The sequence below is a fragment of the Streptomyces sp. NPDC034111 genome (genome assembly GCF_055575375.1).
Genome location: NZ_JBVIST010000003.1, coordinates 382,952 through 404,886, shown reverse-complemented (window position 1 = coordinate 404,886; position 21,935 = coordinate 382,952). Strand labels below are relative to the sequence as shown.

Annotated in this window: 21 protein-coding genes; 10 read left to right on the top strand and 11 right to left on the bottom strand. The window is 74.1% G+C overall.

Going from position 1 to position 21,935, the window contains the following annotated elements; all coding sequences use genetic code 11:
- Positions 1-129: 129 nt before the first annotated feature.
- Positions 130-828 carry an HD domain-containing protein gene (locus tag ACZ55A_RS11125; protein WP_468837448.1) on the bottom strand — a complete coding sequence of 233 codons (699 nt, stop codon included), beginning with the start codon at positions 826-828 and terminating at the stop codon, positions 130-132.
- A 119-nt stretch (positions 829-947) separates the two neighbouring features.
- Here ACZ55A_RS11125 and ACZ55A_RS11120 point away from each other — a divergent pair, with 119 nt between their 5' ends.
- Entirely contained in the window at positions 948-1,655 is a 708-nt protein-coding gene (locus ACZ55A_RS11120) for a copper homeostasis protein CutC (protein ID WP_468837445.1), read from the top strand.
- A 42-nt stretch (positions 1,656-1,697) separates the two neighbouring features.
- Here ACZ55A_RS11120 and ACZ55A_RS11115 read toward each other — a convergent pair whose 3' ends face one another.
- Positions 1,698-3,005 carry an MFS transporter gene (locus ACZ55A_RS11115; RefSeq protein ID WP_468837442.1) on the bottom strand — a complete coding sequence of 436 codons (1,308 nt, stop codon included), beginning with the start codon at positions 3,003-3,005 and terminating at the stop codon, positions 1,698-1,700.
- 159 nt (positions 3,006-3,164) lie between these two features.
- On the opposite strand from ACZ55A_RS11115, the gene ACZ55A_RS11110 reads away from it, so the two are divergent.
- Positions 3,165-3,512, top strand: coding sequence for an ArsR/SmtB family transcription factor (locus ACZ55A_RS11110; RefSeq protein ID WP_468837439.1), 348 nt, complete (start codon positions 3,165-3,167; stop codon positions 3,510-3,512).
- A 114-nt stretch (positions 3,513-3,626) separates the two neighbouring features.
- Here the strand turns inward: ACZ55A_RS11110 and ACZ55A_RS11105 are convergent, their stop codons facing one another.
- On the bottom strand, positions 3,627-5,717 hold the full coding sequence (locus ACZ55A_RS11105) for a HelD family protein (protein WP_468837436.1): 2,091 nt from the start codon (positions 5,715-5,717) through the stop codon (positions 3,627-3,629).
- Between the two features lie 373 nt (positions 5,718-6,090).
- On the opposite strand from ACZ55A_RS11105, the gene ACZ55A_RS11100 reads away from it, so the two are divergent.
- Positions 6,091-6,357, top strand: coding sequence for a hypothetical protein (locus ACZ55A_RS11100; RefSeq protein WP_468837433.1), 267 nt, complete (start codon positions 6,091-6,093; stop codon positions 6,355-6,357).
- Positions 6,358-6,691: 334 nt separating this feature from the next.
- Positions 6,692-7,975, top strand: a complete 1,284-nt coding sequence (locus ACZ55A_RS11095; RefSeq protein WP_468837430.1) for a glycosyltransferase 87 family protein — start codon at positions 6,692-6,694, stop codon at positions 7,973-7,975.
- 20 nt (positions 7,976-7,995) lie between these two features.
- Here ACZ55A_RS11095 and ACZ55A_RS11090 read toward each other — a convergent pair whose 3' ends face one another.
- Positions 7,996-9,648 (bottom strand): DNA repair helicase XPB, encoded by a 1,653-nt coding sequence (locus ACZ55A_RS11090; RefSeq protein ID WP_468837427.1) that lies wholly within the window; start codon positions 9,646-9,648, stop codon positions 7,996-7,998.
- 93 nt (positions 9,649-9,741) lie between these two features.
- A complete protein-coding gene (locus ACZ55A_RS11085) occupies positions 9,742-10,728 on the bottom strand; it encodes a peptidoglycan-binding domain-containing protein (protein WP_468837424.1) in 987 nt (328 codons plus the stop codon).
- A gap of 320 nt (positions 10,729-11,048) precedes the next feature.
- Here ACZ55A_RS11085 and ACZ55A_RS11080 point away from each other — a divergent pair, with 320 nt between their 5' ends.
- From ACZ55A_RS11080 to ACZ55A_RS11070, 3 genes are all read left to right on the top strand, one after another.
- Positions 11,049-11,843, top strand: coding sequence for a glycoside hydrolase family 25 protein (locus ACZ55A_RS11080; RefSeq protein WP_468837421.1), 795 nt, complete (start codon positions 11,049-11,051; stop codon positions 11,841-11,843).
- Between the two features lie 130 nt (positions 11,844-11,973).
- The gene (locus ACZ55A_RS11075) at positions 11,974-12,258 is read left to right on the top strand and encodes a hypothetical protein (protein WP_468837419.1); all 285 of its coding nucleotides are present in this window, start codon (positions 11,974-11,976) and stop codon (positions 12,256-12,258) included.
- 50 nt (positions 12,259-12,308) lie between these two features.
- Positions 12,309-12,572: a hypothetical protein gene (locus ACZ55A_RS11070; RefSeq protein WP_468837416.1), complete on the top strand. Its 264-nt coding sequence runs from the start codon at positions 12,309-12,311 to the stop codon at positions 12,570-12,572.
- 77 nt (positions 12,573-12,649) lie between these two features.
- On the opposite strand, the gene ACZ55A_RS11065 is transcribed toward ACZ55A_RS11070, so the two are convergent.
- A complete protein-coding gene (locus ACZ55A_RS11065) occupies positions 12,650-15,223 on the bottom strand; it encodes a helicase-associated domain-containing protein (RefSeq protein WP_468837414.1) in 2,574 nt (857 codons plus the stop codon).
- Between the two features lie 176 nt (positions 15,224-15,399).
- Between ACZ55A_RS11065 and ACZ55A_RS11060 the strand changes: the two genes are divergently transcribed.
- Complete coding sequence (locus ACZ55A_RS11060) at positions 15,400-16,557, top strand: hypothetical protein (protein WP_468837411.1); 1,158 nt, start codon at positions 15,400-15,402, stop codon at positions 16,555-16,557.
- Between the two features lie 129 nt (positions 16,558-16,686).
- On the top strand, positions 16,687-17,352 hold the full coding sequence (locus ACZ55A_RS11055; protein WP_468837408.1) for an HAD family hydrolase: 666 nt from the start codon (positions 16,687-16,689) through the stop codon (positions 17,350-17,352).
- On the opposite strand, the gene ACZ55A_RS11050 is transcribed toward ACZ55A_RS11055, so the two are convergent.
- Positions 17,289-17,567, bottom strand: a complete 279-nt coding sequence (locus tag ACZ55A_RS11050) for a hypothetical protein (RefSeq protein ID WP_468837405.1) — start codon at positions 17,565-17,567, stop codon at positions 17,289-17,291. The two genes, ACZ55A_RS11055 and ACZ55A_RS11050, sit on opposite strands and share 64 nt — an antisense overlap.
- 192 nt (positions 17,568-17,759) lie before the next feature.
- Here ACZ55A_RS11050 and ACZ55A_RS11045 point away from each other — a divergent pair, with 192 nt between their 5' ends.
- Positions 17,760-18,143 carry a cold-shock protein gene (locus ACZ55A_RS11045; protein WP_018089689.1) on the top strand — a complete coding sequence of 128 codons (384 nt, stop codon included), beginning with the start codon at positions 17,760-17,762 and terminating at the stop codon, positions 18,141-18,143.
- A gap of 51 nt (positions 18,144-18,194) precedes the next feature.
- Here ACZ55A_RS11045 and ACZ55A_RS11040 read toward each other — a convergent pair whose 3' ends face one another.
- The 4 genes from ACZ55A_RS11040 to ACZ55A_RS11025 all read right to left on the bottom strand — a co-directional run bounded on the left by ACZ55A_RS11040 (position 18,195) and on the right by ACZ55A_RS11025 (position 21,862).
- A complete protein-coding gene (locus ACZ55A_RS11040) occupies positions 18,195-19,046 on the bottom strand; it encodes a 1,4-dihydroxy-6-naphthoate synthase (protein ID WP_468837402.1) in 852 nt (283 codons plus the stop codon).
- Entirely contained in the window at positions 19,043-19,855 is an 813-nt protein-coding gene (locus ACZ55A_RS11035) for a futalosine hydrolase (RefSeq protein ID WP_468837399.1), read from the bottom strand. Before ACZ55A_RS11035 ends, ACZ55A_RS11040 begins: the two co-directional genes overlap by 4 nt.
- A 32-nt stretch (positions 19,856-19,887) precedes the next feature.
- Positions 19,888-20,394: a hypothetical protein gene (locus tag ACZ55A_RS11030; protein ID WP_468837397.1), complete on the bottom strand. Its 507-nt coding sequence runs from the start codon at positions 20,392-20,394 to the stop codon at positions 19,888-19,890.
- Between the two features lie 91 nt (positions 20,395-20,485).
- On the bottom strand, positions 20,486-21,862 hold the full coding sequence (locus ACZ55A_RS11025) for an MFS transporter (protein WP_468837958.1): 1,377 nt from the start codon (positions 21,860-21,862) through the stop codon (positions 20,486-20,488).
- Positions 21,863-21,935: the final 73 nt, after the last annotated feature.

Genomic DNA, 21,935 nt, shown 5'->3' with positions numbered 1-21,935 from the left:
CGCGCAGCCGGTGGAAAGGCTCCCCGCCGCGCAGGTGCGCCGGTTGCGTGATGGTCGTGGACGCGACGAACGGCAAGCCTTACCTGCTGCCCTGCTGCTGTCCGAGCCGTTCCGCGTAGGAGCTGGGCCTCAGCCGCTGAGCAGGGAGAGTTCGGTGGCGAGGTTGCGGCGTGCGGTGTGCTCCCATTTGTCGAAGCCTCGCGGGGTTCTGAACAGGCGGGGCAGGGCGAGGAGTTGGCGGAGGACGGCGGAGCGGCCGGCGTTGAAGTCGGCGTCCGGGACGAAGGCGTACTCGGCGCGGACCGCGGCGGCGTAGGTCGCGTAGTCCTCGGGTGAACCGCCGAGCACCGCAAGGTCGGCGTCGCACAGCACCTCGCCGTCGGGGTCGTCGGGCGCCGGGTCATGGGTGACGGTGAGCCGCACCAGGCGGGCGACCTCGGCGGTACGGGCCGCGCCGATGCCCAGTTCGGGCAGTGCGCGTTCGGCGAGGGCCGCGCTGCGCTCCTCGTTCTCGGAGCGGTCCGGCCGGTAGACCGCGTCGTGGAACCATGCCGCCAGCTGGACGACGGTCAAGTCATCGGTGTGGTCGGCCAGTTCGTCGATGCGCTGGAGGACCGCGGTCAGATGCTCGACGGTGTGGTAGCGGCGCTGCGGCTCGCTCCACCGGGCGAGGAGGTTGTCCGCGTACGGGGCGGGGTCGGGGGCCGGGGCGCCTTTGGGGGCGGCGGACTTTCTGCCGCCGCGGGCCTCGGCGATGGTGACGGCCCAGCGCCGGTGCAGTTCCGGGGCCAGGTCGGGGGTGTCGGCCGGACGGGACACGGGGGTCATGCGAATCATTGTGCCTTGGGGCCGGCCGGGCCGTACGCTGGATATTGGACTAGACCTGTCGTCGTGGGTTCGGGGCGCTGGGCCACCGCACCACGTCGTCGTCGAAGGATTGGGGTCATATGAGCAAGCGCGCGCTCCTGGAGGTGATCGCGCTCGGCCCGCAGGACGCGGTCGCCGCCCAGGCCGGCGGTGCCGACCGTCTGGAACTCGTCACCGACATGGCGGCCGACGGGCTCACGCCCTCCCGGGCCGCCTTCGCGGCGATCCGGGCGGCCGTCGACCTCCCGCTGCGGGTGATGCTGCGGGCCGCCGACGGGTTCGCGGCCGGTGACCTGACGGCGCTGTGCGAGGAGGCGGCGGCGCTACGGGCGGAGGGCGCCGAGGAGTTCGTCCTGGGCTTCCTCACCCCGGACGGGCGGCCGGACCTCGAAGCGGTGACGGCGCTGGCCGAGGTGATCGACGGCTGCCGGTGGACCTTCCACCGGGCCATCGACCGGGCCGCCGACCGCGACGCGCTGCGCAAGGAGCTGGCGACGGCCGGCCTCGCGGGCCTCGACACCTGTCTGACGGCCGGTGATGCGCGGGGCGTCGAGGCCGGGCTGCCGGTGCTGCTGGCCGAGCAGGCGCGTACCGCCGCGGCCGAGTTCGGGTATGCGCCGCGGATCCTGGTGGGCGGCGGACTCGGACTCGGCCATCTGCCGGCGCTGCGCGCGGCCGGCCTCGACGCCTTCCACATCGGGGGCGCCGCCCGCCCGGCCGGATGGTCCGCCCCGGTGGACGCGGCGGCGGTACGGGAGTGGCGGGAGGCGCTGGACCGGGGGGTGTAGAGGAAGGGGCGTAGAGGGGGAGGGCGTAGGGGAAGAGGGCCTCTAGGGGCGGGCTGTGCTCTGTGCGGGAGCGGAGCCGGCCAGGGGGGCGGTGGCGCCTCCGGAAGGTGTTCCGCTTGCGGAAGGTGTGCCGCTTGCGGGAGGTGTGCCGCTCGCGGAGGGCGTAGTGACCGGAGTCCTGGACCCGGAGGCGCCCTCGTGGTCCCCGTCGTCCGCCTGCCGTCGCGTCGTGACCGCGGCCATGGCCAGCGCGACGAGGGCCAGTGCGGTCGAGGCGAGCGGGAACCAGTGGGCGCCGAGGACGGTGAGGGCGAGGCTGCCGACGCCGCCCGCGGCGGCCACGCCCAGGTAGAGGGCGCTGCTGTTGAGGGAGATCAGCAGGGGTGCGCTGGGAGGGTCGAGGGCGGCCAGGCGGTGCGGCAGGGCGACCGCAACGGCCCAGCCGGCGAGCGGGGCGACCGCCGCGTAGGTCAGGGCGCCGGGCATGGTCGCGGCGGCCCAGGGGAGGGCGAGGAAGGCGGCCGCGGCCGCGGCGCCACCGGTGAGCAGGACCACGCGGACGCCCAGCCGGTCGACCGCCCGGCCGCCCAGCCAGTTACCGGCGACCGAGGCGACGCCGGAGACCAGCATGACCAGGCTGAGCCGCCCGGCGTCGCCGCCGGTGGCGGGGCGTACTGCTGTGCCGAGGTAGATGTAGACCACGTTGAAGGCGAGGAAGAAGACCAGGGTGGTGGCTGCCGCCCCGAGGACGCTGCGGTGGCGCAGCGGGGCCAGACGGGTGCGCAGGTCCGGTGCGGCGGCCGGCGCCGGGAGTCCGCGCAGCAGCACGGCCAGGCCCAGGAACGCCGCGGCTCCCAGGGCGACCACCAGCCACAGGGTCATCCGCCAGTCCGTACGGCCGAGGTAGGTGCCCAGCGGGACGCCGAGCGCGGTGGCCACGGTCATCCCGCCGAGGACGGTGGCCAGCGCGCGGCCGCGGCGCTCCGGCGGTACGAGGGTGGTGGCCACCGCGTTGGCGGTCGGGGTGTAGAGCGCGGCGCCGGCCGCGGCCAGGACCCGAGTGGCCAGCAGGGCGGGGTAGTTGGGCGCCAGGGCGCTCAGCGCGTTGGCGACGGTGAAGACGGTGAGTGCGGTCAGCAGCAGCCGGCGGCGCGGCCAGCGGGCGGCGGCGGTGGCGAGCACCGGGGCGAGTACGGCGTAGGACAGGGCGAAGACGGTGACCATCTGGCCGGCGGCCGGTACGGAGACGTCCAGGTCGCGGGCGACGAGGCCGAGGATGCCGGCCATCACCATCGAGTCGGTGCCCACGGCGAAGGTGCCGAGGGCGAGCAGCAGGAGACGGAGACGCACGGGGGTCCTTCCCGGTACGAACACGGTGGGGTTGGGCGAAGGGCGGGTAAGTTTTATGTGCGTCAAACAATAAAGACTGTTGGATGGATGTCAAACAGTTTTGCGGGAGAAATAGAGTGGCCGGGTGAGCGCGTCGCGGAAGGAGGCTGGTCGGCAGTGGTGAGCGGGGCAGGGGAGAGCGAGGGCACGCTGCTGGAGCAGCCCGAAGCCGAGGACATCGAGCTGGTGAAGGTGCTCCATGCGCTGGGGGATCCGACGCGACTGCATCTGCTGCGCATCTACGCGTCCGGGCGGCAGTTCGACTGCTCGTCGGAGCGGCTGGGCGTCGGGCATCTGCACAAGTCGACCGTGTCGCACCATATGCGGATCCTGCGGGAGGCCGGGATCACCTCCACGCGGGCCGTCGGGCGCAACCGCTATGTGCAGCTGCGCCGCGCCGACCTCGACGCGCGGTTTCCCGGCCTCCTGGACGCCCTGCTCACGTCCCTTGAGGGGGAGGAGCTGTGAGGTTCTGATGGGGGGCCTAGGGGGCGGGGGAACACATCCCGTAGGGGATGCGCGCGCCCCCTGCGGGACCACAACGGGCCACAGGCGGGGGGTATTCCCGCGGCTCGGTAACCGTCAGTCCGCCAACTGCTCCGGCAGCGGGGCCGCATGGACCACCGTCAGGCCGGACACCGGCCGGGTCAGGCATACGTAGAGCCGGCGCAGGCCGGTCCGTTCGTCCGGTTCGCCGTCGACGATCGCGGCCGGCTCGTCCAGGACCACGTAGTCGTACTCCAGGCCCTTGGCGAGCGTGGCGGGCACCAGCGTCAGCCGGGACGCCGCCGAGGTCTCCTCACCGGGGGCCAGCGGGGCCACCCCGGCCGCCTCCAGGGCCGCGCGCAGCACCGGGATACGGGCCTCCGCGGCGATCAGGCCGAGGGAGCCCTCCCTCTTCAGCGCCTCGTCGCAGGCCGCGAGGGTCGCCGCGGTCAGCTCCGCGGGCCCGGTCCGCCGGATCTCGAAGTCGCCGGGCGCTTCACGGATCGAGGTGGCCTCCGTCAGATCGGGCGCGATCGCGGGCAGCAGCCGGGACGCGTAGGCGATCACCTCACGCGGTACGCGGAAGCCCTGGGTCAGCTCCTCGACGGCCGCGCCGGGCTTGCCCAGATGCGCCAGCGCCTCCTCCCAGGTGCCGGTGGCCCACGGCGTGGTGCCCTGGGCGAGGTCGCCGAGGATGGTCGCCGAGCCCGTCGTGCAGCGCCGGCCGACCGCGCGGTACTGCATGGGGGAGAGGTCCTGCGCCTCGTCCACGACCACATGGCCGAGCGAGGGCGTCCGCTCGACCAGGTCCTTCGCCTCGTCGATCAACACCGCGTCCGCGGCGGACCACTTGGCGCTCTTCACGCTGCGGGCCGGTTTGACCCACAGGACCGTCTTCTGCTCCTCGGGCGTCAGGATCCCCTCGGCCTGCGCGGCGAGGAAGTCGGCGTCGCTCAGCAGCCGCAGCACCAGCTTCGCCGGGTCGACCGGCGGCCACACCGCCTTGACGACGGCCTTCACCGCGGCGTTCCGCGCCACCGCGTCCTGCACCCGGTCGTCCGGTGACTCGCCGGCCTGCTCCATACGGATCAGCACGGCATGCGCGATCCGCTGCGGCAGCGCGTCGCGGGCCGCGCCGTACCGGATGTCACGGTCCCTCAACTCGCGCACGATCTCTTCGAGTTCATACGCCGGGACGCGCCAGCGGCGGGAGCCGCGGACGACCACGCAGGGCTCCTCGGGCATCGCGATGTGGGAGCGCACCGCCCGCCGCAGCACCTCCGCCATCCTGGCGTCGCCCTTGACGGTCGCGGCGGCCGTCTCGTCGGTGCCGCGGACCTCGACATGTGCCACGAGGTCGTCGACGGTGGCCTGCTTGACCTCGAGTTCGCCGAGGGCCGGCAGGACCTGCTCGATGTAGTGCAGGAAGGAGCGGTTCGGGCCGATGACCAGGGTGCCGGCGCGGGCCAGCCGCTCGCGGTGCGCATAGAGCAGATACGCGACACGGTGCAGACCGACCGCGGTCTTTCCGGTGCCCGGCGCCCCCTGGACGCAGACGGAGCCGCCGATGCCGGCGCGCACGATCTCGTCCTGTTCGGGCTGGATCGTGGCGACGATGTCCCGCATGGGGCCGACGCGCGGCCGCTCGATCTCGGTCTGGAGCAGCCGGCTGGTGCGGGCGGCCTCCGCCGGGTCGGTGAGGTGTTCGTCCTCGTACGCGGTCAACTCGCCCGCCGTGTAGCCGAATCGGCGGCGCAGCTTGAGGTCCATCGGGTCCTTCTTGGAGGCCCGGTAGAACGGCTGGGACACCGGAGCGCGCCAGTCGATGACCATGGGGTCGCCGTCGGCGTCATGAACGTGCCGGCGCCCGATGTAGAAGCTCTCTCCCTCGGCGCGCTCGGCGAGGTCCGTACCGGGGGCGTAGAGGTAGTCGAGACGGCCGAAGAACAGCGGGGTGTGCGAGAGGTCGGCGAGCGCCTTGATGCGGGCGTCGATCTCGCCCTGAAGGACCTCGGCGTTGACCCAGTTCGCGGTCACGTCGGCGATGTTCAGCGCCTCGGCGTCCTCGCGCATGGCGCGCAGGGCGGCACGGGACGCGGCGAGATGGGCCTTCTCCCGCTGAAGGGGGCCGTCGTCGGCCGGGTGGCCGGGCGACGGGTGGGCAGGGGAAGGGTCGGACGAGGGCACGGCGTTGCCTCCGGGGCGGGTACTGCGGCGGGCACGCGCCGGTGCGGTTCCGGGCGCGGCGGGCCGTTGTCGGGGCGCAGCGCGGGTCGGGCGGTGCGCGGGTCAGCAGCGTGAAGCGAAGAGCCGGCCGGTTTCCGTCCGGGCGGCGGCACTCCTCGGCGGGAGGCAGGCAGACGCGCGATTGTAGTCAGCGCCCCATGAAGGCGCCAACGGATTTCCGGCGGTCCGCGACGGCCGTATCGCCGGCGGACGACCCTGACCGCCGGTCCGTCTCCCGTAGGGGACGGCATGGGCCTGGAGATGGACTTCCGGCCCCCACGGGATGGGCCCATGGACCGATGTGCGGCAATCGCGTGAATTCCATCATGGAGCCATGAGCAGCGCAGCAATTCCACCGTCATCCGCCCACCCCGTCTCCCTCCGGCCCGCCAAGGGCGCCACGGCCCTCGGGACCGATGCCCCCGGCGGCGCGGTGCCCGTCCACGAGCACCGGCATCTCCTGGGCAACGCCCTGCGCGCGGTGAAGGTCTTCGGCAGAGCCGCCTTCAGCGTCGCCGTCCTGGGTGAGTACGCCGCGGACGAGCCCGTCGACCACCGGGGCGACCGGCAGCGCAGACAGCGGGCCGACCGCCACACGTAGCCGGACACCGCCCCGCGTAGCCGGACAGCCCGGGCCCACGGCCGGACCCGTGGCCGTACGCCGTGCCGTACGGAAGGTCGTCCAGCACTGCCTCCGGCTCTGCGTGCACCTCTCCGTCTGCCGCTGTGTGCGGGTATGCCCCGACATACGGCCGTACGCGCACACCTCATGACGTCGTCCGGCCGGACCCTGCACAATCCCGGTCAGGAGACCGACTCTCCGCGGCGATACCGCGTCGCCCTCCGGATGACGGAAAACCGTTACGGACGATCGGCCTCGATCCGCTAGCGTCGCCGCAGAGGGCGCGCTCGGGCGATGAGGAGGGGGTCATCGGGTGTCTGCCGCCGAGGGGACATGGACGTGGAGACGCACCTGGGCCCTGAGTACCGCCCACCCCCGCCGGCTGGTGCTCGCCGCCGCGCTGCTCGCGCTCTCGTTCGCCGGGCTGTGGGTGCTGCACCAGGTCCATCCCCTGCCGATGCCCGACATAGCGGTCTACCGCGCCGAGGGGGAGGCCGCCGCGAGCGGCGGTGACCTCTACGGCTTCTCGGTCACCAAGTGGGGCCTCCCGGCCACCTACCCGCCCTTCGCCGCCCTGCTCTTCACCCCGACGACCTGGCTCTCGCTCAGCACCCTCAAAGTCGTCTCCATCCTGGTCAACGCCGCGCTGCTCGCCGTGCTGGTCCATCTCTCGTGCAAGGCCGCCGGTCTGCACAAGGCCGCGCACACCGCACCGATGCTGCTCGCCGCCACCGCGCTCGGGCTCTGGCTGGAGCCGGTCTTCCAGACCGTCATCTTCGGCCAGATCAACCTCGCGCTGACCTGCCTGGTCCTGTGGGACCTCGGCCGCCCGGACGGCGCGCGCGGCAAGGGACTGGCCACCGGCATCGCGGCCGGCATCAAGCTCACCCCGGCGCTCTTCGGGATCTATCTGCTCCTTACCGGCAGGGTGAAGGCCGCACTGTGCTCCCTCGCCGGATTCCTGGCCTCGGCGCTGCTCGGCTACCTGGTGCTGCCCGGTGCCAGCGTCGAGTTCTGGACCCGGCGGATGTTCGAGACCGACCGGGTCGGCAAGGTCTGGATCATCGACAACCAGTCCCTCCAGGGCCTGATCGCCCGCCTGCTGCACCAGCCCGACCCGGGCCTGCTGTGGGCGGTGCCGGCCGTGCTGACCGCGGCGGCCGGGCTCTACGCCGCCCGCCGGGTCTGTGTGCGCCGCGGCCTGGACAGCTGGGGCGTGCTCTGTACGGCCTTCACGGCGCTGCTGGTCTCGCCGATCAGCTGGTCCCACCACTGGGTCTGGTGCGTACCGCTGCTCATCGCGCTCGCCGCGCACACCCGGCACAGACCCTGGCGCCGGGCGCTGCTGGCCGCCGTGACCCTGGTCTTCACCGCCCGCACGATGTGGCTCGTACCGCGCGCCGGCGACCTCGACCTGCACCTCTCCTGGTGGCAGCAGCCCGTCGCGGCCCCGTACCCGCTGCTCGCTCTGGGGCTGCTGGCCGCCCTGGTCTGGTGGACCCGGCGCTCCGCCGCCCTCCCGGACGCGGCCTCCGGCAGCCGTGTCCCGCCCCCGCGCTCCGACCGGGAGCTGACGACCCGGACCCGGGCGGTCTGACCGCCCGGATCCGCACGCGCCTACACGTCCTCGTCCGCCGCCAGCAGCTCGTCCGCGTCCACGATCCGGTACGCATACCCCTGCTCGGCCAGGAAGCGCTGGCGGTGCGCCGCGAAGTCCTGGTCGATGGTGTCGCGCGCGACGACCGAGTAGAACCGCGCCTCGTGCCCGTCCGCCTTGGGACGCAGCACCCGGCCCAGCCGCTGGGCCTCCTCCTGCCGCGAGCCGAAGGTGCCGGACACCTGGATCGCCACCGTCGCCTCGGGAAGGTCGACCGAGAAGTTCGCGACCTTGGAGACCACGAGCACCGAGATCTCGCCCTGCCGGAACGCCTCGAAGAGCTTCTCCCGCTGCGCGTTGGTGGTCTCGCCCTTGATCACCGGCGCGTCCAGATGCTCGCCCAGCTCGTCCAACTGGTCGATGTACTGCCCGATGACCAGGGTCTGCTCGCCCTGGTGCCGGCGGACCAGCGCCTCGGTCACATACTGCTTGCTCGCGGTCGTCGCGCAGTAGCGGTACTTCTCGTCGGTCTCCGCCGTCGCATAGGCCAGCCGCTCCGAGTCGGTCAGATTGACCCGCACCTCGACGCAGTCGGCCGGGGCGATATAGCCCTGCGCCTCGATCTCCTTCCACGGCGCGTCGAACCGCTTCGGACCGATGAGCGAGAAGACGTCCGACTCCCGCCCGTCCTCGCGCACCAGCGTCGCGGTCAGCCCCAGCCGCCGCCGCGCCTGGAGGTCGGCGGTGAACTTGAAGACCGGCGCGGGCAGCAGATGCACCTCGTCGTAGACGATCAGGCCCCAGTCGCGGGAGTCGAAGAGCTCCAGGTGCGGATAGACGCCCTTCCGCTTGGTCGTCAGCACCTGGTACGTGGCGATGGTGACCGGCCGGATCTCCTTCCTCGTCCCGCTGTACTCACCGATCTCGTCCTCGGTCAGCGAGGTCCGCCGCACCAGCTCGTGCTTCCACTGCCGGGCCGAGACCGTATTCGTCACCAGGATCAGCGTGGTGGCCTTCGCCTGGGCCATCGCGCCGGCCCCCACCAGCGTCTTTCCCGCACCACAGGGCAGTACGACCACACCCGAGCCGCCGTGCCAGAACCCCTGCACGGCCTGCTGCTGGTACGGCCGCAGCGCCCAGCCGTCCTCGCGCAGCGCGATCGGATGCGCCTCACCGTCGACATAGCCCGCCAGGTCCTCGGCCGGCCAGCCCAGCTTGAGCAGGGTCTGCTTGATCTGCCCGCGCTCGGAGGGGTGCACGACCACGCTGTCCGGATCCAGCCGCGCCCCGACCAGCGGCTGCACCTTCTTCGAGCGCAGGATTTCCTCCAGCACCGGCCGGTCGGTGGAGGTCAGCACCAGCCCGTGGGCCGGGTCCTTGACCAGCGTCAGCCGCCCGTAGCGCGACATCGTCTCGGCGATGTCGATCAGCAGCGCATGCGGCACCGGATACCGCGAGAACTGCACCAGCGCATCCACGACCTGCTCGGCGTCGTGCCCGGCGGCCCGGGCGTTCCACAGCCCCAGCGGCGTCACCCGGTACGTATGGATGTGCTCCGGCGCCCGCTCCAGCTCGGCGAAGGGCGCAATGGCCCGCCGGCAGGCGTCCGCCAGCTCGTGGTCCACCTCCAGAAGCAGCGTCTTGTCGCTCTGGACGATGAGAGGTCCGTTCACGCGCCTCGCCTTTCGCTTCCCGGGCCGTCGGCCGCAGACATCGGCCGCACATACGGCCAAACGTCCAGTGTGCCGCATCGGCCCGCGGACCCGTTAGCGATGGACCGGCGGCCCTTGTGCGGCCAGCAGCGCCTGCCAGGTGCCGGCGTCGGCGACACCGGTCACCGGCAGTCCCCGGGAGCGCTGGAAGGTGTCCAGGGAGCGGACGGTGGAGGGGGTGAAGAGGCCGGTCAGGTCGGTGCGGATGCCGGTGTTGTCGAGCAGGTACTGAAGGGCCAGGACCGCCGGCTTCGGGGCGTTGTGGGAGTCGACCCGGATGATCAGATGCGACCAGGTCCGGGGGCCGACCTTGCCGTCGGGGAGCAGACCGTGGGCGGTCTGGAAGTCCTTGACGGCGGCGGCCGTGCCCGGTCCGAAGTCACCGTCCGGCTCCACGTCGTAGCGGTGCGCCCGGAGCAGGTACTGCACGGTGCGGGCCGACCACAGCAGATGGCCCTTGCGGACCAGCGGCCAGCCGGAGAGCGCCGGACGCGCCGAGGCGGCCGCGCCCGACGGGGCGGCGGTGTCCGGGCCGGCGTCCCCGGCCGGCGCACGCCAGCCGACGCCGATGCCGCTGCCGAGGGCGAGGACGGCCAGGAGCGCGAGGGCGGGACGGGCGGCGGCCCGGCGGAGACCGGCGGGTGTGGGGGACGGGGCGGATGTGCGGGACGGGGCGGGTGCCCGCTCCTCGGTGGCCGGCCGCTCCTCGGCGGGTGTCCGCTCCTCCGCGGTACGCGGCGCTCTGCGGGTGGCTGGGCCGGCGGCGGCCGCCTCCTCGGCCAGGGCGCGGGCCCGCGCGAGGTCGGCCGCCGGTGCGCGCAGGACCGTATGGAGGGTTTCGACGGTCTTCAGGGGCGCCGTGGAGGGGTGACGGGGGTTCAGATAGCGGGACAGGGTGGTCTGGTCGATGCCGAGGCGCCCGGCCAGGGACTGCTGGGTGGGCTTCGGGCGGCCGTCCCGCGCCGATAACTCCCACCACTTCCTGAGCAGTTCGGCCAGCGCCGGGCCGGCCTCCGGCCCGGACCCGATCGGTCTCGTCATGCTTCCCCCGCTGGTTCTTCCGTGTTCCGCACCCGCCGCCGGGGCCCGCCCGGGGCGCCCGGCTGCCGCGCCCCTCCGTACGTCTTGCATACGTGCAGGTCAGCGCCGTGCATCGGGCCGCTGCATCGATGCATGAGCGCGAGCGCGGCAGATCGTAGTGAACTCCCCTGCCGCTGCTGCAAGGTGGTGGAGCGCGGCCGACCGGGCCCCGCACCTCCCCCTCCACCGTCACCCCTGGCCAAGGGGCGCCCCGGCCTGCGCGGATGCGGCGGCGGAGGCGTTCAACAGACCCGTGCAGCAAGGAAACGAGGGAACCTTCCATGCCCCTGACATCACCCGTTCGGGTGGGTACCGCCCTTGCCGCTACGGCGGTGGGGACCGTCCTCGCCGCCCTGGCAGCGCTCGCGCCGCCCGCCCGGGCCGCCGCGCCGTCCTCGTACCCAGTGGCCGGGGTGGACACCAGCCACTACAGCCACGGAGAGCGCGAGGACGAGCGGATCGACTGGAAGACGGTGGCGAGGTCCCACCACTTCGCCTTCCTCAAGGCCACCCAGGGAGCAAGCGCCAGGGGCAACGACACCTGGTTCACCCGCGACTACGCGGCCGCTGCCGCCACGTCGCTGCTGCACGCGCCGTACCACTTCTTCGACCCCAGGAGCACCGGCGACGGCGCCGCCCAGGCCCGGCAGTTCATCACTGTCGCCCGCGCGGCCGGCTACCGGGGCGACCGGGCCGGTGAACTCCCGCCCGTACTGGACGTGGAGAAGGTACGGCGCAACGGCAAGGAGGTCTGCCCGGCCGCGCTGCGCCCCCGGCAGCTGGCGGTCTTCCTCCAGGAGGTCCGCAAGGCCTTCAAGGTCACGCCGATCGTCTACACCCGGGCATCCTTCGTACGGGAGTGCATGGCGGGCCAGGGCCGGGTCTTCGCCGGCCATCCGCTGTGGCTGGCGCGGTACGGCAGCGGCGCCGAGGAACCGCGGCCCGTCCCGGGCGCCGGCCGCTCCTGGACGTTCTGGCAGCACACCGACCGGGGCAGCACCCCCGGCATCCCGGGGACCGGCGACCGCAATGTCTTCCGCGGCAGTCTCGCCCAGCTGCGGCAGCTGGCCCGCTGACCCGCCGCGGCCCCGGCGGCCGCCGTCACCGTCCCCGGCCACGTCTCCGGCCACCACCGGCTCCGGCCGCAGGCCGTCCACAAGCCCACCTCACCCATCCCACCCCACCTCACCTGACAAGGAGTCAGCAATGCAGACAACACCCCTGACCACCCGCTCCGCCCGTTCCGCCCGTTCGATCCGTTCCGTACGCACCCTCGCCCCGCGCCTGATCGCCGGGGCCACCGCCCTCGCCGCCCTCCTGGGCACCGCGGCCACCGGCCCGGCCACCGCCGCCCCGGACGGGGCGCGCTGGCCCAGCAGATCCTGCGGACGAACGGGATCGCGCTGGCCACCACCCACGTCAGCCGGTCCCACCCGGCCTCCAGCGCCCGCCAGAACATCGTCGACACCGCCCACGGCCGGGGCGCCCTGACCAGCCCCTGGGGCGACCGCCCGCACCGCCGCGTCCTCCTGGACACCAGGATGCTGAACGGGCTGCTGAAGCTGCGGACCCAGTACGGCTACCGGATCTCGGTCTCCGAGATCGTCGGCGGTGACCACAGCAGCCGCTCCAGGCACTACGCCGGGCTCGCCTTCGACCTCACCCACATCAACGGACGCCACATCGGCAGCGGCGCCCCGCACCGCCCCCTGATGGCCGCCTGCAAGAAGCTCGGCGCCACCGAGGTGCTCGGCCCGGGGGACCCCGGACACCGCACCCACGTTCACTGCGGCTGGCCCCGCTGACCGGCCCGAACCCCCCCCCGCGGTGCCCGGCCGTTCACCCGCAGCGGCCGGGCACCGCCGCGCCCCGGACCGGGACCTCAGACCGCGTCGTCCGCCAGTTCCGCGACGCCCGTGATCCGGTGCAGCGGATACGTACGGACCTCGTCGGCGGTGTGGTCGTACGCCGTCACAAAGCCGCCCTCGACCCGTACCGGCGCGATCACCCGCTGGCTGGCGGCACCGTCCGCATTGACGTAGCCGATCCACACGGCGGAGTTGGTCAGCACCGCCGCCTGCATGGTGGCGAGGGTTTCGGCGGAGGTCGTACGCGGGAAGGCGCCGGCGGCCGGGGCGGGAGCCGGCACCGGCTTGCGCTCCGCGGTGGCGGCGAGATCACCGGCGCGGATGGCGCGGACCGCCGCCTGGAGGAGGGTCCGGTCCGGCGACGGCGGGCCTTCGGGGACCGGGGCGGGGGCGCTGCGCGGCGGGGTGCGGTACGCGTCGGCGCGGGCGATCAGGACATCGCCGGCGGCGGACTCGGCGGCCGGGGCGTAGCCCATCGCCCGCAGCCCGTCGAGCAGTTGCTCGGGGGAGGTCTGGGCGGCGAGCACGGTGGGCGCGAGCCGGCGCAGGCGGAGCGCGGCGGCGCGGCGGTCGGCGAGGATCTCCGCGAGCAGCGCATCGTCGTCGCAGCGGACGTAGGCGCTGGCCGCGCCGATCCGCAGCCGGCCGTGCTTACGCGCCACATCCTCGATGAGGTAGGCGAGCGGCTGGGGGACCGGCGTACGGGAGTGGGCGTGCAGGAACTCCTGGAGCTCGGCGGCGGAACGCCCGGCGTCCAGGGCACGGCGCACCGAGGCCGGGGTGAAGCGGTAGACCGTCGCGCCGCCCTTGGACTCGATATCGGCGAGCACGCCCAGCGCCTCGGCCAGCGGACGCTGCAACGGGCCCGGGGCGACGGCGGTCAGATCCGCCTGGAGCAGGACATGGTCGAGGGGTTCGGGGAGGAGCGGGGCGAGCAGCGCGGCGGCGCGGGCCGCGGCGGCCTCGGCCTCGACGGGGGTCGGGGCGGCCGCCTCCGGATCCGTGCCGGTCAGCGCACGGCCGTGGGCGGAGAGCGCGCCGCGCCCCGTCACCCCCAGCAATTCGGCCTCGGCCAGGGCCCATTGGGCCAGCCGCGAGCGGAGGTCGTCGGGGGCGGCGGCCGCGGACGCCGACGCGGACGCGAAGGCGGACAGGGGCGCGGGCGCGCCCGCCGCCTGGCCCTCGCCGGCCGCCGCAGCCATGCTCGTCGACTGCACCGCGGCGACCCCGGTCCCCGCCCCGGCCCCCCGCAGCGGACGCTCCCAGCGCAGCCGGGACAGCACGGCCGACGCCGGCACCGACGTCCCCGGCGGCAGCGCGGCCAGCAGAGCCAGCGCGCGCCGGCGGACCTCGGGCGCCGGCGAACGGTCCAGATGCGGCCCGAGGGCGGCCAGTGCGCGCCCCTTCGCATCGGCGGTGCCGACCACGCCCGGGGTACGGGTCGCCGGCAGCCAGCCGGCCGCCAGCACCGCCCAGCGCTCATGATCGGGCAGTTGCAGCCACTCCTCGGCCGCCGGGGTGGCCGCGTACCGCTCGTCGGCCTCGCCGTCGGAGGCGATCAGCCCGGCCCCGTAGGCGAGTTCGAGCCAGAACGCGGCCAGCTGCTCGGTGGTGTCCAGGGCGGTCGCGGTCCGCTTGAGGTCGCGGACGCTCAGGCCGCCGGCGCGCAGGACCGGCGGCCCGCCCAGGTCCCACTCCTTGAGCAGTTCCTCGACGGTCGCCAGGGCGGTGAACGCCTGGCTCGCGGCGGCGTTGTCCACAAGCTGTGGATCGCGTTCCGTGGTGGGCACGAGCGCGGGCGGCTCCGGCTCCGGGGTGCGGTGCGCGCGCCCGCCGCGCAGATGGAGCGCGGCCTCCCGCGGCAGCACGACATTGCGGGCGCCCGCCGGGAGCAGCAGCCCCCGGTCCAGCAGCCACGTCAGGTGCGGCGCCGGGCGGTCGGTGACCCCGCCGTACGGCGGGCCCCACAGCAGCTTGTCGAGGACCGCGACGGACTCCGCGGGTGCCGTGTCGAGCAGGGCCGCCATCCGGGCCCGGTCGGTGAACAGCCCGGTGAGCGCGGCGACCGCGGAGACCGGGTCATGGGTGGTGGGCAGCCCGGCCGCGGCGATGATCTCCTGTAGCCGCCCCGGCGACATCCCGGCCGTGGCCTCGGCGACGGTCGGACCCAGGCCGGTCGGCGAGGGGTGCGCGGCGCTGGGCGCCAGCAGCTCCCGGGCCGTCCGCACCAGCCGCAGCCGGTCGTCCGGCCCCCACACCAGCGCCTGCGCCCGCAGCTCCGCCACCGCCCCGGGCAGCGCGGCGGCCACCGCCTCGTCCCCGGCGTCCCCGCCCATCAGCGCGCCCAGCGTGTCGTACGGGCACGGATCGGGCGCCACCGCCAGCGCCTCGGCGGTCTGGAGCGCGAACCGGTCGAGCCGCTCCACCGCGCGCACCACCGACGCCCGCGTCCCGGCCCGGGTCGCCAGCTGGGTGACATCGCCGGGCACCGGATTGAGCAGGTCGGGCCGGGCCCGCAGCAGCCCGATGAGCCCGCTGTCGGTGCGGGTCCGAAGCTCCTCGGCGAGGGTGCGCGGGGTATCGGTCATTCGTCCTACGTTAGCGGGGCAAGGTGTGCGGGGGCAGTGAGCGGCGGCACGGCGGCGGTGCACGGCGGCCACGGCACCCGTACGCCACCCCGCCCGGCCCCCGGCAGCCTCCGGCCCCGCGGGCGGTCGAGGCGGTACCGTCGGGGGAGCAACCAGCGCACGCCGCAGGGGATTTCGTGGGGATCGAGAGCGATCAGCTCGTCTTTGACTATCTGAGCCGGGTGGGCGACCTGGCCCAGCAGCGGGGCCTGCCCTCCGCCACGCGGATGCGCCTGGTGAGCAGCCTCCGCGCCGAGATAGACGGGCAGCAGGCCGACTCGGTGGCCGGGGTGAAGAAGCTGCTGGCGCGGCTGGGGACGCCGGAGGCGGTGGTCGCGGCGGCCGGGGGCGCCCCGCCGCCGGCAGAGCCGGCGCAGACCGGCGAGCCGGCGCCGCGGTGGACCACCGCCCGCGACACGCTCGCCGGCCTGGCCCGGCGCAGCGGGCTGACCGGCCGGCCGGCCACGAACGGCACCGCCCCCACGAAGAACGGCAAGCCCCCCAAGAACGACGGGCTCCCCGCGCCGCGCGACGGCCGGGCGGACGCGGACGCCCTCCCGGCGGCCGGTCTGCCCCCGCACCTCGCGGGCGCGGACGAACTGGGTGACGGGAGCGAGGCGCCCGACTGGTGGCGGGTGGAACCGGCGCCGTTCGGGCCGGGCGAGACCGTCCCCGGATTCGTCGGCGGGATCGAGATCCCGGAGATATGGGACCGTCCCAAGGCCGAGGAGGCCGAGGAGGCCGAGGACGACGGCCGGCTGTCGCTGACGAAGGGCGGCGCGAAAGCGGAAGCGGACCCGGCCCTGGACGGCGCGGCGGACGGGCAGCGCACGCTCCCCGGGCTGCTACGGCGTGCGCTCGCCCGGCGACGGAGCGCGGCGGCCGACGGTCAGGCCGCCGACGTCGCGGACGGCGAGGACGAGGCCGCGGACGTCACCGGTCCGGTCCCGCTCCGGGCGTGGCTCAGCCCCGTCCCGACGCTGGCGGTGCTCCTCCTGGTGGCCGGCGCCGTGCTCGGCTCCTGGCTCGCGCTGGCGGGCGGCTGGGCGCTGGCCTATGTAGCGCCCAGGCTGACCCGCACCGAGGCCAAGTTCGCGGCGCTCGGCGTGCCGGGGACCGTCGCCGCCGGCCTGGTGGTGTGGCTGTGGGGCCGCTTCGACGGCCGCTGGGGCGAGCCGATCGCCCAGGGCCGGCTGGGACAGGAGCTGCTGGACGCCCTGCCGGCCATGGCCCGCGTCGCGGCCGTCGCCTCGGCGCTGTTCCTGCTGTGGCGGATGCGGCGGGCGGCGCGCTGAGGCGGGCACGGTGACGTCCCGGCCACCGGCCGGCCGTCCGGCCCCGGCAGCCGCCCGGCCTGGCCGGCGGAGCGGGGCCGGGCGAAGGCCCCCTCCGGCCGGATCGCGGGCCCCTGCACAATGGCGGGCATGGCTGCGTACCCCCTGACGGTCGGTTTCGACCTCGACATGACGCTGATCGACTCCCGCCCCGGCATCAAGGCCGCCTACCAGGAGCTGTCCGCCAGGACCGGGACCTTCGTCGACGCCGAGGCCGCGGTGACCCGGCTCGGGCCGCCGCTGGAGGAGGAGATCCGCCGCTGGTTCCCCGAACAGCGGGTGGCCGAGATCAGCGAGGTCTACCGCGCGCTGTACCCGGAGTACGCGATCGCCCCGACACCGGCCCTGGAGGGCGCGCCGGAGGCCATCGCCGCGGTGCAGGCGGCGGGTGGCCGGGCGATCGTGGTGACCGCCAAGTACGAGCCCAACGCCAAGCTGCACCTGGCGCACCTGGGCATCGAGCCGGACGCCGTCATCGGCTCGCTGTGGGCGGAGGCCAAGGCCGGGGCGCTGCGTGAGCACGGCGCGCAGATCTACGTCGGCGACCACACCGGGGACGTGCGCGGCGCCCGCGCCGCGGGGGCGCTGTCCGTCGCGGTGGCCACCGGGCCGTGCGACGAGGGCGAACTGCGGGCGGCCGGCGCCGATGTGCTGCTCGGGGACCTGACGGCCTTCCCGGCGTGGCTGGTGCGCTACCTCGCGGAAGGGCCGGACGGCGACGCCGCCCCGGAAGACCCCGTGACCACCCCGGCCTGACGGCGCTGCGCGACGGCGGAACGGACCACTCCGGCCGCGGCGACCAGAAAACCGAGGCCCATCAGCATGCACACCCAGTAGAAGACCGACGGCAGCGGGTGCTGCCCGAGGAACAGCGGGGCGACCGTGGCGAGAGTGGCCGCTGCGCCAACAAGGAACATGATCGCGCCGATTCGGACCAGCAGATCCCCGTCCCGGGGAGTTTCGTCAGACACCTGACCAGGGTAAGTCCGGGCCAGGAGCACCGAGGATCCACCCGGCGGCGTCTTGTCACCGGCCTTGGGACCATTAGCCTTGGTGGTGGCGGGTCCTGCGGCCCGCTGCATTGCTATCCAGACGGTTTCTTCCGCAATTCCGCGGTGGACCGGCCCAGCATTTTTCCAACGAGTACGAGGACGAGGACAGACGTGCCTACCGGCAAGGTCAAGTGGTTCAACAGTGAGAAGGGCTTCGGCTTTCTCTCCCGCGATGACGGCGGTGACGTCTTCGTGCACTCGTCGGTGCTGCCCGACGGCGTGGCCGCACTCAAGCCTGGCCAGCGCGTCGAATTCGGCGTCGTAGCAGGTCAGCGCGGCGACCAGGCGCTGACCGTGACACTCCTCGACCCCGCACCCTCGGTCGCCGCGGCGCAGCGCCGTAAGCCCGACGAACTCGCCTCGATCGTCCAGGACCTCACCACGCTCCTGGAGAACGTCACCCAGCAGCTGGAGCGCGGCCGCTACCCCGACAAGGTGCACGGCGCGAAGATCGCCGGCATGCTGCGCGCGGTCGCCGACCAGCTCGACGTCTGACCCCGCCCGGACCGGACCGGCGCCCCCGCGCACGGACCCGGGCCCGGCGCCTCACACAAAACTCAGCGCATCGCGGCCGAGGGGCGGTACCAGCCCCTCGGCCGCGGCGCGGGTGAGCAGCCCGCGCACCGCGGCATAGCCGTCCTCACCGAGGCCGGCGGTGAACTCGTTGACGTACAGCCCGATGTGCGCGTCGGCCACCTTCGGGTCCATCTCCTGGGCGTGCTCCAGGACATACGGCCGGGAGGCCTCCGGGTCGTCCCAGGCCATCAGGACGGACGTGCGGATCGCGGCCGCCAGTTCACGCAGCGTCCGCTCGCCCAGCGACCGCTTGGCGATGATCGCGCCGAGCGGGATCGGCAGGCCGGTGGTGAGCTCCCAGTGCTCACCCATGTCGGCCAGGCGGACCAGGCCGTAGTTCTGGTACGTGAAGCGCGCCTCATGGATGACCAGGCCCGCATCGACCTTGCCGTCGCGCACGGCCGGCATGATCTCGTGGAACGGCAGCACCACGATCTCCCCGACACCGCCCGGCACCTCGGCCGCCGCCCACAGCCGGAACAACAGATACGCGGTCGACCGCTCGCTGGGCACCGCGACCGTCTTTCCGGCCAGATCCGCGGCGGCGCCCTGATGCCGGGTCAGCACCAGCGGGCCGCAGCCGCGCCCCAGCGCCCCGCCGCACGGCAGCAGCGCGTACTCCTGGAGCACCCACGGCAGCACCGCGTACGACACCTTCAGCACATCGAACTCACCGCGCTCGGCCATGCCGTTGGTGAGGTCGATATCGGCGAAGGTGACCGCGAGCTCCGGGGCGCCCGGGACCCGGCTGTGCGCCAGCGCGTCGAAGACGAAGGTGTCGTTCGGGCACGGCGAGTACGCGATGTTCAACGGCCGGGTCACGGGCCCTCCTCAGGGACGTGGGGGTCCCCCCGCGTGAGCGAAGTCGAGCGTGGGGGAGGTTCCGGAGCCGGTCCGGTGGCGGCCGCCACGGCTCCCGGGAGCGCGCCGAAGGCGCCGGTGAGCGCGGCGAGGGCATCGCCGATGCGCCAGCCGGCGCGGTCCCGGGGCCCGACCGGATTGGAGACCGTACGGACCTCCAGCACCGGCACACCGTGCGCGGCGGCGGCCTCGGCGACCCCGAAGCCCTCCATCGCCTCGGCCAGCACGCCCGGGTGACGCCGTGCCAGCTCGGCGGTGCGGGCGGCGCTGCCGGTGACCGTGGAGACGGTGACGACGGTGCCGGTGGCCGCACCGGTGGCCGCCGCGACGGCCTTGACCAGCGCCGGGTCGGGACGGTGCGCCACCGTGCCGAAGCCGAGCTCGGTGACCGGCAGAAAACCGTCGGGGGTCTCGGCACCCAGATCGGCCGCGACGATCGCGTCCGCGACCACCACCGAGCCCACGGGCGCGCCGGGGCCGGGGGAGGAGCCGGGACCGGGGGAGAAACCGCCGCCGATACCGGCCGAGACCACCAGGTCGTACGGCGTCCCGGCGAGTGCGGCGGCGGTCAGCGCGGTGGCGGTACCGGCGGCCGCCGCGGCCGGACCGACACCGGCGGCCAGCACCTCCAGCGCCACCGGCCGGCCGCCCGCGCGGTGCAGCGCATAACCGCCGGGCAGTTCCTGCGCCCGCGCCGCGCCGTCGTCCGCCACCGCGGCCAGTACCGCGTCGCGTTCGGCGGCCACCGCCGTGACGACCAGGATCCGCATCACTCAGCCCCCACTGCCTGCGCCCGGAACGGTCAGTTCTTCTGCTTCAGGGTGAAGTGCCACATCGTCGTCGGGCCCTGGGAGCCCTTGCCGATCTCCGCGACCTGGAGGGTGACGTCCTTGGTGTAGGAGGTCTGACCGGTCTGCGGGTTCTGCTGCATGAAGAGGGTGTCCGCGTCGAAGCTGCGGTACGTCTGGTTGCTGGGCTCCCGCATCACGGGGCCGGCGCCGATGACGATCCAGCCGGACTTGGCGACGTCGGGCTCGACACCGACGCGCACCCGCTCACCGGGGTGCACGGTGAGCGTCTTGCCGCCCTTCTTCGTGATGCAGGCGGCGACGTCCTTCCGCGACAGTTCCTCGCCCTTGCCGTCGCAGCCGGGGGTGGCCTCGGCGGTCACCGTCGACGAACCGACGGTCACGGTCGCGAGCGCGGTCGGCTTCTCGCAGGCGGAGAGGGTGACAAGACCCAGGGACACGGCACCGATGGCGGCAGCGGCGCGGCGGCCCTTGCCCCAGGAGATCAACGCAGCGGTCATACGGGCAGGCTATCTGGCGCCCCCACTCACGCCACGCCCGGGTACGGCGTGCCGCGCCACCGGTCGCGCACCGCCCCGCCGCACCCCACCTTCAGGCCACCCGCGCGCTCCGCGCACCACCCCGCCGCGCCGCGCCCAGCAGCCCCCGTACGGCCAGCGCCACACCCAGCGCCACCAGCCCCGCGGCCACCGACATCCCCAGCACCCCGATCAGCGGCAGCGAGATCCCGACGGCGGCGCCCACCACCCACGACAGCTGAAGCGCCGTCTCCGACCGGGCGAACGCACTGGTCCGCACCTCCTCCGGCATATCGCGCTGGATCATCGCGTCCAGCGACAGCTTCCCCAGCGCCTGGCACAGGCCCGCGGTGGCCGCCGCCGCGGTGACCACGACCACCGCCAGCACCTCGTAGAACACCGCGGCCAGCACCATCACCGCCAGCGCCAGCCCCAGCACCACCGCGACGATCTGCTCAGGACCCCGGGCCTTCAGCCACGCCCCGACCGCCGTCCCCAGCGCATTGCCGACACCGGCGGCCACCGCCACCAGCCCCAGCGAGACCACCGCGCCCAGCCCGCCCAGCGGCTGGTCGCGCAGCAGGAACGCCAGGAAGAACGTCAGAAACCCGGAGAGCGCCCGCAACGCGGCATTGGCCTGGAGACCGTGCAGCACCGAAGGACCGACCGTCCGCAGCCCCGCCTTCCGCCGCGTGCCGCCCCCCGCCTCCGCCGCCTCGCGGGACGCCAGCAGGGCCCGGCCCTCGCCCTTCGCCGAGTCGACCTTGTGCGGCAGCGAAAGCGACAGAAACGTACCCGCCACAAACACCACAAACGCCCCGTAGAGCGGCCAGCCAGGACCGATCAGATGCAGCCCCGCCCCGGCCGGCGCCGCCGCCCCCGTCGCCAGCAGCCCGGCCAGCGTCACCCGCGAATTGGCCTTGACCAGCGAGATCCGCGGCGGCAACAGCCGCGGCACCACCGCACTGCGCACCACCCCGTACGCCTTCGACGCCACCAGCACACCCAGCGCCGCCGGATACAGCTGGATACCACCGGTCGCCACCGCCCCCGACAGCGTCAGCGCCAGCAGCGCCCGGGCCAGCATCGCCCCGGCCATCGCCGCCCGGCGACCATGCGGCACCCGGTCCAGCAGCGGCCCGACCACCGGCGCGAGCAGCACGAACGGCGCCATCGTCACGGCCAGATACAGCGCCACCCGGCCCCGCGCCTCCTGCGTCGGCACCGAGAAGAACACCGTCGAAGCCAGCGCGACGGTGATCAGCATGTCGCCCGCGGAGTTCACCGCATGCAGCTCGATCAGCTTGCCCAGCCCGGACTCACCCGCACCGTGGGCATGCGTCGCGCGCCGTATCCGCCGGGCCGCGCCGGTGAACGGCCGGTGCAGCGCCCGCCCGGCCGCCCGGGCCGCCCGCCGCCCCCTGCCCTCCCCGGCCCCGCCCCGCGGCACCCGGGACGGCCTGCGCGACGATGCTCCCGACGACTTCCGCGATGCCTTCGCCACCTTCGCCACCCTCGACGTC